A 12,160-nucleotide genomic window follows, 5' to 3' on the forward strand; every position below is an offset into this window, starting at 1 on the left:
CCGAAGACTTGAGCCAAGCACTGGTTCCTGGTGGGAGCGGGCTTGCTCGCGAAAGCGGCATGACAGTCGACATTGATGTCGAGCCTACAGGCCTCTTCGCGAGCAAGCCCGCTCCCACAGGGTTATTGGGTGGCCTCAGGTTTTGGGCCCGGCATAAGTCCCTTGTGGGAGCGAGCTTGCTCGCGATGAGGCCCGCCCAGACGCCGCTGGCCTCAGCTCAGTACCACCACCCCACCCGGCAATTCGGTGCATTTGGCGCCGTAGGCATCACGGATCAACAGCGCCACGCCCGCCAACTGGTCGAGGCGAAACCGTGCGTGGACCTTGCGCTGGCCCAGCTCGCGGTTGAGCAGCAACAACATGCCGGGACGGTAGCGGTTGATTTCGTCGATGACGCTGGCCAGGGACGCGTCGTTGAACACCAGGACCTGCTCACGCCAGGCAATGGCGGCCGACACATCGGCACGCTTGAGAACGCCCACCTGGTGAGGGTCGTAAGTCAGCTGCATACCCGGTTCCAGGCGAAACCGCTGGCCTTGCACCTCGACCTGCACCACGCCCTCCAGGCAGGTCGCGCAGACGCTCTGGTCGGTGTAGCGGATGTTGAAGCGTGCCCGGGCGGCGCTGATCCAACCGGCGCCGGCCCGGACGCTGACCACCTGGGCACTGCGCCCCTGCACTTCAATTTCGCCACTGAGCAACTCCAACCCTTGTCCGCCATCGGCCAGCGCGTGGCGGCTGAGACGGGTCTGGGTATTGAGCTCCAGGCTGACGCCCTCGGCCAATTCCACTCGGCGCTGTTCGCCGACATCGGTGATGTAGTCGGCCCCCAACCCGGAAACACCGCCGGGCACCGTGGCGCGGATCAACAGGAAAGCCGCCGATGCGGCGATGGCGCCACCCAACAACGCCCGACGGCCGAAATGCCGGGGCGCCTGCAACGCCGCGGCGGCGGGTTGCAGCCCCTGCCACAGCACCTTGGCCTGTTCAAAGGCCTGCGCATGTTCGGGGCTTTGCCCGCACCACAAGCGCAAGGCCCGGGCATCGGCCACGGTGGCGCGCCCCGAGGTCAGCAGGATCAGCCAATCTCGGGCCTCGCTGGCCAATCGGGCCTGGGGCGTGGCGTCAGGGGAAGCGATGCTGAAGATGTTCAAGCGCACACACACTCATGAAAGGGTCGGGTCTCTACTCTCAAGACGGTTTTCCCGCGCCGGGACCGAACCGCTGAATGACTTTTCTTTCCAGGCGCAGGGCACAATGCCCCAGCGCCGCCTTGATTTCCTTCTCCACCATGCGGGTGGAAATACCGAAGCGCTGGGAGATTTCCAGATGCGGCGCTTCTTCCAGGCGGGCGGCGATGAAAATCCTGCGACGGCGCGCCGGCAGTTCGTACAAGGCCTTGAGCAAGGTCTGCAACTCCTTCTGCCCACCCACCACCCGCGCCGGGTCCAGCGCTTCATCCGAGACCTGCAGCAATTCCTCGATTTCATCGCCCGTAAGCAAGCGTGCATCGGCCTGCCGACGATCGGCGGCGATGTTCAGGGCCATGCGATACAGATAAGCATTGGGCTGGGCGATGTCCGGCGTGTCGACCATGCGATCGACCCGTAGGTAGGTTTCATGCAGCACGTCGTTGGCCAGTTCCTCGGAGCCCAGGCGTCTGCGCAGGCGCACCCTGAAATCCTCATAGGAGGTGAGAAACAACTTCACCAACGGGCTGCGACCGATGTCTTTCATCGCCCGGACACCCCTTCCCCTGTCATGCATTCCATGCTTCTTCCTGATGAGTCGGGTAACAAAAGCAGGGTCACCGGCTGGCGCAACGAACTGGGCGCGGGGCGGTCGATCCTGAGGTTTTGCAAACTGTTGACCAAGGCCTTGTCCCGCATCAGGTCGCCCGTGGAACTGACCAGGCGGCTGTGCTGGACCACGCCGTCCCGGCCGATCCACACTTGCAGCACCGCCCGAAAACTGCCTGGGCGGGTCAACGGTGAACGACATAAATTGCGCTGGATGACCGTCTGGATGGCTGCCGCGTAGTTGCTGTCACTCATGCCCGGAGTGACACCGGCAGGCAGCGGAACCTCGCGGACCCGAACCGGCTGCAACGTGAACGCATCCGCCCGGGCATAATGCGCCGCCAGCCCGGTGCCGCTGAGCAACACCCGCAACCCGTCGGAGGGGGTGAACCGCCCCTGCACGCCCAGCGTTTGGCGCTGGCTCGACAACTGATGGTCCACCAGCACCGCCATGCCCGTAGCGCGACTGAACTGCTCTAGCGCCGTGGTCAGTTCCTGGGGCGCGATGTCCAGGTCCACCAGGCCAACCGCCTGGATCGGCCCGGCCAGCAGACACAGCAACACCATCAGCCACCCCAAGGGCACGCTGGTCAATCCACGTCCGCGTTCGCCCCCGGCTCTGCCCTGCTGCACAACTGACGTATCCGTTGAAAATCGTCATCCTGAGGGGTGTTTATGAATGTCGTATGACAACTGATACAAATCCTCCAGGCCGCACTAGACTGATGCCCTGACAACGCACCGTCCGCTGCCGCGGGCCAGGAGGTCGGAGATGAAACAGTGGATGAACATGATCGCAGGCCTCGGGCTGTGCATGGCCCTGCCCTGGGCCCAGGGCGAAGAAGCCCCGGCCTGTATCGAGGTGACTGTCGGTGGCTACAAGACCCCCGACTACAACTGCCTCAGCCGGCAGATGGGTAACGACCCGCAGGCCGCGAAGGCGGCGCAACAGGCCCAAGAGGCCATGAACGTGCCGGTCAATGAACGCGCACCGAACAGCATCGGCCTGGCAACCCCGGCGGCCACGGGGGTGCGCATGGGTAATACGTTTGGCACCTCGGTCAAACCGCAAAGGCCGCCGGCTCCGGCTAACAACTCACCCCTGACAAAGTAACGACACTGCTTTTTGTGGCGAGGGGATTTATCCCCGTTGGGGCGCGAAGCGGCCCAAAAGCATACAACTCAATCCTTCTGAAACACCGAGATACAGGCGTTTAGGGCTGCTACGCAGCCCAACGGGGATAAATCCCCTCGCCACAAAAGCAGCTCGCCACAGGAACACACTTAGGAGCTTGCTCCAGACAATCACCCCCCCGGACTCTGGCGAAAACTCACCGCCAGCCGGTTCCAGCTGTTGATGGTGCTGATCGCCAGGGTCAGGTCCACCAGTTCCTCCTCGCTGAAGCAGGCCCGGGCCTGGGCATAGACGTCATCGGGGACCTGGCTCTGCGCCAACAGCGTCACCGCCTCGGTCCAGGCCAGGGCGGCGCGTTCGCGAGCCGTGAAGAAACCACTGTCGCGCCATACCGCCACCGCGTAGAGCCGCCGCTCGGTCTCGCCCTGACGCCGCGCTTCCACCGAATGCATGTCGGTGCAGAAGGCACAGCCATTGAGTTGCGAGGCGCGGATCTTGATCAGGTGCAGCAGCGCCGGTTCGATACTCAGGCGACTGGTCAGGGCTTCCAGGCCGATCATGGCGCGCATCGCCCCGGGGGATGCGGTGTAGTAATCCAGACGCGGGCTCATGGCGGGCTCCGTGGCATTCGAGAACTTCACGGTAGGCCCTGAGACTGGGCAATGACAGGTCCAATTCGTCGAAAAAACCGGGGACAAGTCCAATGAACGGGATTTTCTCCACGCAACTTCTATGCAGTCGCACAATGCGGGTAATCTTGCGCCTTTGATGCTGGCCGCCAACAATCGCCCAGGAGCTTGCGGGTATGGAACTTCATGTTGTCATCAACGGCCGCAAGGACCTGTCGGGCCAGTTGTATCAACAGTTGCGCAGCGCCATCGAAAGCGGTCGCCTGGCCGCTGGCACGCAACTGCCGCCCAGCCGCCTGCTGGCCGAGCAACTGGGGGTCTCGCGCAAGACCGTCTCCGACACCTACGCCCAACTGACCTACGAGAACTTCCTCACCGGCATCATCGGCAAAGGCACCTACGTCAATGCGCGGCCGGCCAAAGTCGTGCGCAAGCAAAGCCACCGCGAGCTGGCCGGCGCCGACGTCGTCGAGGCCTGGCGCACCATGCCGGACCTGATGCGCCATCCCACCCTCGAAGGTGCGTTGCGCTACGACTTCATCGGCGGCGCCACCGGCAAGGGCCAGTTTCCGCTGGACGACTGGCGGCGCTGCACTGCCCACGCGCTGCGCCAGATCGCCAGCGCCAAGGGCTTCTACAGCCAGCCCGAAGGCCTGCCGTCGCTGCGCAATGCCATTGCCCGGCACATCGCGTTTTCTCGCGGGGTCAATTGCCAGGATGAAGACGTCGTGGTGTGCAACGGCGCGCAACAGGCCCTGGACCTGATTTCGCGGGTATTGACCCGCCCCGGCAGCCTGGTGGCCATGGAAGATCCGGGTTACCCGCCGGCGCGCTTGCTGTTCGGCTCCCAGGGCGCCACGGTGGCCGGGGTGCCGGTGGACGAGCACGGCATGCGGGTGGACCTGATCCCCGACGGCACGCGGTTGATTTATGTGACGCCCTCCCACCAGTTTCCCCTGGGCATGCCCATGAGCCAGGCCCGCCGCGAGGCCTTGCTGGCGCGCGCCTATGAGCTGGGGGCAATCATCATCGAAGACGACTACGACAGCGAATTCCGCTACGAAGGCCGGCCCGCCGATTCGTTGCAGAGCCTGGATGAGCGCGGCATCGTCGCGTACGTCGGCACCTTCTCCAAGACCCTGTTGCCGGAGCTGCGGCTCGGTTACGCAATCCTGCCGCCAGCGATCCTTGAAGCGGTGATCCTGGCCAAGCGCCTCACCGACCAGCACACCTCTACCCTGCCCCAATGGGCACTGGCCAAGTTCATCGCCGAAGGCTGTCTGCTCAAGCACATCCGCCGCTGCCACACCCTGTACGCCGGGCGCCGTGAGCGGATCCTGGCGCGCATGGCCGGGGACTTGTCACCCTGGTTCGAGGCCGTGCCCACCACTGCGGGCTTTCATATGGCGGTGTTGTGCAAGGTGCCGATGGACCTGGCGCTGGTGATCGAGCTGGCGAGAAAAGCCGAGGTCGGGCTCTACAGCCTCGCGGGCTTTTTTAATGATGTGCCTGTGCGGCCGGGCCTGTTCTTCGGTTTCGGTGCGATCGAAACCCTGGACATCGACATCGCCCTCGACCGTTTGCGCGACATTCTGCAGCAGGTGGCCTGAGGATTGGACTGGGCATTTATCCGCCCATTGGCTGTTTGAGCCTTGCATCGCCAGGCCTATCCTGCACGGGTGTCATTGCGAGTAAACACCCCCGTCCGACTTGATTCAGGAGCCTGAAACAATGTCTCGCCAAGTGATCAATACCGTACAGGTGCAAGCCGCCGCCGGTCGCTCGGAAGAACTGGGCCGGCAATTGCAGCAAATCGTCGAGACCCTGCGCGCGCTCCCAGGCTGCGATGCCTATCTGGTCGACCGTTGCCCGGACGATGGCGACCGCTGGAACGTCAGCGCCCGCTGGCAATCGGAAGCGGCCATGCAAGCCCACTTCAATTGCCCTGAAGTGCAAGGCTTCATCAGCCTGATCGACAACCGTCTGGCCCGAAGCGTGGATTTCAATAGTTTTCCGATTGTCTGAGGCCCACAACTTCATCCCTGCCTAGCCAAGTTGTGGCGAGGGGATTTATCCCCGCTGGGCTGCGCAGCAGCCCCAAAATCTTCGTATCGGCGACGGATCTGGCGAGTGCTGCGCACTCGAGCGGGGATAAATCCCCTCGCCACAAAAGCGCTCACCAGCCAATAGCCTCATTGGCCCAGCCCATTGGTCTACCCACCTTCCGAAAGATTGGACGTTTGCTTGCGCCACCCTGGGGCTTAGGGTGAACCCATCGTCGCGACAGCGCGAAATCACTCGAAACCACACAGGCCTTACCCCCATGAAAACCCTCTGTCTGTTTGCCGCCCTCAGCCTGCTGCCCATGACCCAAGCCTACGCCCACGAAGCCGCGCCGTCGGAGAAGGTCACGGTGTTGCAGGAGCAAATGCTAAAAAACGTTCCAGGCAAAAAAGCCATGATGCTGACCGTCAACTATGCCCCCGGCCAAGCGTCCATTGCCCACAAACACGAAGGCACGGCCATGGCCTATGTGCTGGAAGGCGCCATCACCTCCCAGGTCAAGGGCGAGCCGGCGAAGACCTACAAGGCCGGGGAGTTCTGGTATGAAGCGGCGGGGTCCGAGCACCTTGTGTCGAAAAACGCCAGCGCGAGCCAACCGGCGAAATTGCTGGTGTTCATGGTGATGGGAGAGGATGAGGCGGTGTTGATTCCGCTGAAAAACTGACCCGCCGAGACGTAGTCCCCCTGTGGGAGCGAGCTTGCTCGCGATGGCGGTGGATCAGTCAAGTTCAATGTCGCTGACCCACCGCTATCGCGAGCAAGCTCGCTCCCACAGAGGCCACAGTGAATCTTTAAATCAAAAAAAGCCCCGCATCTCTCAATGCGGGGCTTTTCCATTCAACGTCGGATCAGTTGGCCGTCTTGACCTGCTGACCACTCATCGCCACGTCCAACAGTTCGCGGTTGGCCACCGCGTACATGGCGTAGTCGGTGCCGCTGGCGGCGCGGATGTCCACCAGCATGGCACGCCAGCGCTCGACCATATCGTGATGCTGCTCCAGCCACAGCGCCAGGCGGGTTTCCACGTCCTGGGCGCCATCGCCCTCTTGCAGGACCGAGATGGTGATCGCCCGTTGCTGCCAGTCGACGTCATCGCGGAACGCTTCGCGGGCCAGGGCCTGCCAGTTGTTTTCCACCGGCAGAGCGCTGATCTGTTGCAGGTACCAGGTAATGTCCAGGGCGCTGCCCACGGCGAAGTAAGCCTTGGCCACATCGGCGGCGTTCTGGCCGGTGACGTCGGACGCCTCGATGATCGGCAACAAGGTGTACAAGTGCGTGGTGCCGGCAACCATGCGCGCCAGCAGCTCTGGCACGCCGGCCGCGACGTAAGCCTGGTAGCGGGTCTGCCAGCCTTCGCGGGTCGGGCCTTCCAGCAGTTCGTCGAGCTTGAGGCCCAACGCCGCCAGGTGCGGACCGAAGTGCGCGACGTCACGGGCAGCGTTCTGCTCGTTGCGGCGGCTGCGCAGGAACCAGCGCGTGGCGCGACGGCCCAGGCGCATCAGCTCGTCCATCAGCTCCAGTTGCACGTCGGCCGAGACCTGGTGGTCCAGGGCTTCAATCTGACGGAACCAGTGCGGGAGGTGGAAGATGTCACGCACGATCACATAAGCGCCAGCCACGTTTGCCGGGCTCATGCCCGTAGACTCTTTCAACCGCTGGACGAAGGTGATGCCCATGTGGTTGACCAGGTCGTTGGCGATCTGGGTGCTGACGATCTCGCGTTTCAGGCGATGGCGACGCATGGCCTCGGAGAACTTGCTCACCAGCGTCGGCGGGAACGCGGTTTCCATGTCACGGGTCAGGTAATCGTCGTCCGGTACCAGGGAGTTGAGCAGCGCTTCCTTGAGGTCGATCTTGCTGTAGGAGATCAGCACCGACAGTTCGGCACGGGTCAGGCCATGGCCCGCCGCGACACGTTCGGCCAGTTGCTCTTCAGTCGGCAGGAACTCGATGGCGCGGTCCAGCTTGCCCCGGGCTTCCAGATCGTTCATCAGGCGCTTGTATTCGGCGATCCGCACAAAGGCGCGGCGTGCCGCCAGGGACAGGGCCTGGGTCTGCTTGTAGTTGTTGCCCAACACCAAGCCACCAACTTCGTCGGTCATGCTCGCCAGCAACTGGTTGCGTTGCTTGTCGGTCATGTCGCCGGCCTGCACCACTTCGTTGAGCAGGATCTTGATGTTCACTTCGTGGTCGGAGCAGTCCACACCACCGGCGTTGTCGATGAAGTCGGTGTTGGAACCGCCGCCATTGAGGCCGAATTCGACGCGACCCAGTTGGGTCATGCCCAGGTTGCCGCCCTCGCCCACGACCTTGCAGCGCAGTTCGTTGCCGTTCACCCGCAGCGCATCGTTGGCCTTGTCGCCGACATCGGCGTGGCTTTCGGTGCTGGCCTTGACGTAAGTACCGATACCGCCGTTCCACAACAGGTCCACCGGCGCCTTGAGCAAGGCGTTGAGCAGTTCGGTCGGGGTCAGTTTGTCGGCCTTGATGTCGAAGCGCTCTTTCATCTGTGGCGAGATGGCGATGCTTTTCGCGCTGCGCGAGAAGATACCGCCACCTTCGGACATGATGCTGGCGTCGTAGTCGGTCCAGGCCGAACGCGGCAGGTCGAACAGGCGCTTGCGCTCGGCAAAGCTGCTGGCAGGCTCCGGGTTCGGGTCGATGAAGATGTGCAGGTGGTTGAAGGCCGCGACCAGTTGCAGCTTGTCGGACATCAACAAGCCGTTGCCGAACACGTCGCCGGCCATGTCGCCGACACCCACCACGGTGATGCTGTCTTCCTGGACATTGATGCCGCGCTCGCGGAAGTGACGCTGAACGCCGACCCACGCGCCCTTGGCGGTGATGCCCATTTTCTTGTGGTCGTAGCCGGCCGAACCGCCGGAGGCGAACGCATCGCCCAGCCAGAAGCCGTAGTCGATGGCGATGCCGTTGGCGATGTCGGAGAAGGTTGCAGTGCCCTTGTCCGCCGCGACCACCAGGTACGGGTCATCGTCGTCATGCCGCACGACGTTGGCCGGTGGAACCAGCGCGCCGTCCTTGAGGTTGTCGGTGATGTCCAACAGGCCCGAGATGAAGATGCGGTAGCAGGCGATGCCCTCGGCCGCGATCTCGTCCCGGCTGCCGCCCAGCGGCAGGCGACGTGGCAGGAAACCACCCTTGGCGCCTACCGGCACGATCACCGAGTTCTTCACTTGCTGGGCTTTTACCAGGCCCAGCACTTCGGTGCGGTAGTCTTCTTCACGGTCGGACCAGCGCAGGCCACCGCGAGCAACGTTGCCGAAGCGCAGGTGCACGCCTTCGACCCGTGGCGAGTAGACGAAGATCTCGAACTTGGGCACCGGTTTCGGCAGTTCCGGGATCAGGTGCGGGTTGAACTTGAAGCTGAAGTAGGACTTGTTCTGGCCGTTGGCGTCGGTCTGGTAGAAGTTGGTCCGCAGGGTGGCCTTGATCAGGTCCAGGTAGCGACGCAGGATACGGTCTTCGTTGAGCACCTGGACGTCGTCCAAGGCCGAGAGGATCGCTTGCTCCAGACGCAGTTGCTTGTCTTCCAGGTCATCGCCACTGAGCTTGCGCGCCAGGTAGAAGCGGGTCTTGAACAACCGGGTCAGCTCGCGAGCGATGTCGGTGTGGTTGTTCAGGGTGCTGGCGATGTAACCCAGGTCGAAGCCCAGGCGGATCTGCTTCAGGTAACGGGCATAGGCACGCAACAGCGCCACGTCACGCCATGGCAGGCCGGCGGTCAGCACCAGGCGGTTGAACGCATCGTTCTCGGCATCGCCACGCACGATGTGGACGAAGGCGTCCTGCAAGGTGTCGTTGAGTTGCTGGATGTCCAGGTCCAGGCCTTCGGCGGCGGTGAAGGCGAAATCATGAATCCAGAACTCGCGGCCGTTGGTGTGGCGCAGGCGGTACGGGAATTCGCCCAGCACGCGCAGGCCGAGGTTTTCCAGGATCGGCAGCACGTCGGACAGCGCCAGCGGCGTGTCGGCGTGATACAGCTTGCAGTGCAGCTCGCGCTGGCCGGAGACCTGGCCCAGTGGCTGGTAGAAGCTCATGACCAGCGGGTTCTTTTCGTTCAGGCTCAGCAGGTGCTGCATGTCGACCACGGCCGAATGCGCGGCAAAGCGCTCGCGGTAGCCGGCCGGGAAGCCTTTGGGGAAATCCGACAGCACGTTGGTGCCTTGGGCTTCGCCGAAGCTCTCGATGACCAGGCTGGCGTAGTCGTCCTTCCAGCTGCGGCAGGCCTGCACGACTTCTTTTTCCAGCAGCAACGGGTCGATGTCGAGGCGGTTCTTCGGATCCACCCGCAGGATCAACTGCACACGGGCCAGTACGGATTCGGAGAAGAAGGTCCAGAACTCGCAGTCCGAAGCCTTCAGGCGATCCATCAGCACTTGCTGGATCTTCTGGCGCACTTCGGTGGAATAGATATCACGTGGCACGTAGGCCAGGCAGTAGCAGAAACGGCCATACGGGTCTTTGCGCAGGAACACGCGGATCTTGTTGCGTTCCTGGATCTGCACGATGGACATGACGGTACTGAACAGCTCGTCCACCGGGGTCTGGAACAGGTCGTCACGGGGCAGCACTTCGACCACCTGGGCCAGTTCCTTGCCCAGATGCGCCTTGGCCTGGAAGCCCGAGCGACGCTCGATTTCCGCAACCTTGCGGCGGATATATGGGATGACCCGCACGCTCTCGCCATACACCGAAGAGGTGTACAGGCCCATGAAGCGGCATTCCTTGATGACCTTGCCGTTGGCGTCGATCTCGCGGATCGACACGTAGTCCGGGTAGGCCGGACGGTGTACGCGGCTCGGGTGCGCGGCCTTGGCGAACGACAGCAGGGTCGGTTCGCGCAGGTAGGCGACGGCGTAGTCTTCGATGCGCAGGTCTTCGGCGGTCAGGCCGGCGCGCAGCAATTTGGTCAGGCCGAGGAACGACTCGGGGTTGTACTCGATGTGACCGCCGTCGGCCTCATCGCGTACCACGAACTCTTCGTAGCCCAGGAAGGTGAAGTGGTTGCCCACCAGCCATTCCAGGAAACTCTTGATCTCGCTCTTTTCATCAGCGTCGATGGCGTAGGCGCTGCTGTCCAGGCTGTCGAGGATTTCCTGGACCTTGGCTTTCATCGGTTCGAAATCCGCCACGGCCACGCGCACTTCGCCCAGCACTTGCTCAAGTTCCTTGCTCAGGACGTTGAGTTCGGCGGCGTTGGCGCAGCGGTCGATCTCCAGGTACATCAACGACTCTTGCAGGATATCGTCGCCCTGGGTGCCTTTTGGCAGGATTTCCAGCAATTCGCCCTTGCTGCCGCGACGCACGCTCAGCACGGTGGTTTGCAGGGTATGGATGCTGTAGCCGCGACGGTTCAGCTCGGTGCGGACCGAGTCCACCAGGAACGGCAGGTCGTGATGCAGCACTTCCACGGCCGTGTGGGTCGACTGCCAGCCGTGGCGTTCGTAATCGGGGTTGTAGACGCGCACCTGCGGTTGCGTGTGATCGAAGCGCTCAAGCAGGCGCCAGGCAGACAGGGTGCAGCCGGCGAGGTCGGACAACCGGCGCTGGGTAAGTTCATCGAGGGAAATGATGCCGAAGAATTGTTCAGCGAACAGCGCCACTTGTGGCAGTGCCTGTTCACTGATGTGCTGCGCCAGTGCCGCTTGCAGTTGGTGCTGGAAGTCGGCTTTGCTGGCTGCGGTGAAGAACGCCATCTGTGGTACTCCGCTTGGGCTTGTTATTGATTGAAGCGTCGCGTGCAACCCCTGCGGGGCTGTCGGCCATCCCGTTCCTGATTCTCGGGCAGAGGAAACAGGATGACAGGTGGGTGAAGCTGGACACGACCCGCAGGTCACATCCTTTTCCATGTAATTTTCCTGTCATGGACACCTGCAAAAACCACCCAGGGGTGGCCTTGGCGGGTGCACATCCGTTGCGCAGCTTAACGAGTGCGACAACCTGCCTGCTTGCAGCGCTGCGACATATTCGGTCATCGGCTAGCTAAACAGCCGGTACGCACCGAACAACCCTAGCAGGCTGGGGACCAAACGGCACCCCGAGGCGGTAAACCAGCAGAAAATCCTTCAGGCTGGCAAAATCCACTTTTCGCACCCCGCAGGTGCACTCGATCCTGGAGCCATCACCATGCAAATGACCACCGCCCTTCTGATCGCCAACCCGTGCGACGACGAAGAAGACAACATGGCCATGCTCTGCTGCCACAGCGCCCAGGGCGAAATGTTCCTGATGACGCGCTACCCCGACGAAGACGAATTGGAAATCGCCCTTGATGGAGAGCCTTCGACATTGGACGGCGTCAAGGTCACCCTCAGCCCTACCCGCCTGCTGATTGAAATTGCCCCGGCGGATGCCGATGCGCTCAACGGCGACGATGTGCTGGAGATCATCCACGACACCGACGCGGCGGACCTGGCGGAAGTGGAACTGACGTTGCAGAACATCCTCAAGGGGACGGGGACCTATATAAGCCAGCTCTGACTCCCAAGGCGACCCCTCGCCACAGGATCAGT

General features: G+C 62.6%; 10 protein-coding genes. 5 read left to right on the forward strand and 5 right to left on the reverse strand.

Annotated elements, in window-relative coordinates; translation table 11 throughout:
* Positions 1–212: 212 nt before the first annotated feature.
* From AB4N80_RS21450 to AB4N80_RS21460, 3 genes are read right to left on the reverse strand one after another with little or no spacing between them, the layout of a single operon-like run.
* The gene (locus tag AB4N80_RS21450; protein WP_122566521.1) at positions 213–1,154 is read right to left on the reverse strand and encodes a FecR family protein; all 942 of its coding nucleotides are present in this window, start codon (positions 1,152–1,154) and stop codon (positions 213–215) included.
* A gap of 37 nt (positions 1,155–1,191) precedes the next feature.
* A complete protein-coding gene (locus tag AB4N80_RS21455; protein WP_060742015.1) occupies positions 1,192–1,737 on the reverse strand; it encodes a sigma-70 family RNA polymerase sigma factor in 546 nt (181 codons plus the stop codon).
* Entirely contained in the window at positions 1,734–2,366 is a 633-nt protein-coding gene (locus AB4N80_RS21460; RefSeq protein WP_122566520.1) for a secretin and TonB N-terminal domain-containing protein, read from the reverse strand. Before AB4N80_RS21460 ends, AB4N80_RS21455 begins: the two co-directional genes overlap by 4 nt.
* Before the next feature lie 205 nt (positions 2,367–2,571).
* Between AB4N80_RS21460 and AB4N80_RS21465 the strand changes: the two genes are divergently transcribed.
* Complete coding sequence (locus AB4N80_RS21465; protein ID WP_122566415.1) at positions 2,572–2,913, forward strand: hypothetical protein; 342 nt, start codon at positions 2,572–2,574, stop codon at positions 2,911–2,913.
* Positions 2,914–3,104: 191 nt separating this feature from the next.
* Here the strand turns inward: AB4N80_RS21465 and AB4N80_RS21470 are convergent, their stop codons facing one another.
* Entirely contained in the window at positions 3,105–3,545 is a 441-nt protein-coding gene (locus AB4N80_RS21470) for a carboxymuconolactone decarboxylase family protein (RefSeq protein ID WP_122566414.1), read from the reverse strand.
* 194 nt (positions 3,546–3,739) lie between these two features.
* Between AB4N80_RS21470 and pdxR the strand changes: the two genes are divergently transcribed.
* From pdxR to AB4N80_RS21485, 3 genes are all read left to right on the forward strand, one after another.
* A complete protein-coding gene (gene pdxR / locus AB4N80_RS21475; RefSeq protein WP_122566413.1) occupies positions 3,740–5,173 on the forward strand; it encodes a MocR-like pyridoxine biosynthesis transcription factor PdxR in 1,434 nt (477 codons plus the stop codon).
* 121 nt (positions 5,174–5,294) lie between these two features.
* The gene (locus AB4N80_RS21480) at positions 5,295–5,588 is read left to right on the forward strand and encodes a putative quinol monooxygenase (protein ID WP_122566412.1); all 294 of its coding nucleotides are present in this window, start codon (positions 5,295–5,297) and stop codon (positions 5,586–5,588) included.
* Between the two features lie 298 nt (positions 5,589–5,886).
* Positions 5,887–6,291: a cupin domain-containing protein gene (locus AB4N80_RS21485; RefSeq protein WP_122566411.1), complete on the forward strand. Its 405-nt coding sequence runs from the start codon at positions 5,887–5,889 to the stop codon at positions 6,289–6,291.
* A gap of 184 nt (positions 6,292–6,475) precedes the next feature.
* Here AB4N80_RS21485 and AB4N80_RS21490 read toward each other — a convergent pair whose 3' ends face one another.
* Complete coding sequence (locus AB4N80_RS21490) at positions 6,476–11,344, reverse strand: NAD-glutamate dehydrogenase (RefSeq protein ID WP_122566410.1); 4,869 nt, start codon at positions 11,342–11,344, stop codon at positions 6,476–6,478.
* Between the two features lie 430 nt (positions 11,345–11,774).
* Here AB4N80_RS21490 and AB4N80_RS21495 point away from each other — a divergent pair, with 430 nt between their 5' ends.
* Entirely contained in the window at positions 11,775–12,128 is a 354-nt protein-coding gene (locus AB4N80_RS21495) for a hypothetical protein (protein ID WP_046062747.1), read from the forward strand.
* Positions 12,129–12,160 lie beyond the last annotated feature (32 nt).

It is taken from the genome of Pseudomonas sp. H3_A02, from assembly GCF_054671965.1.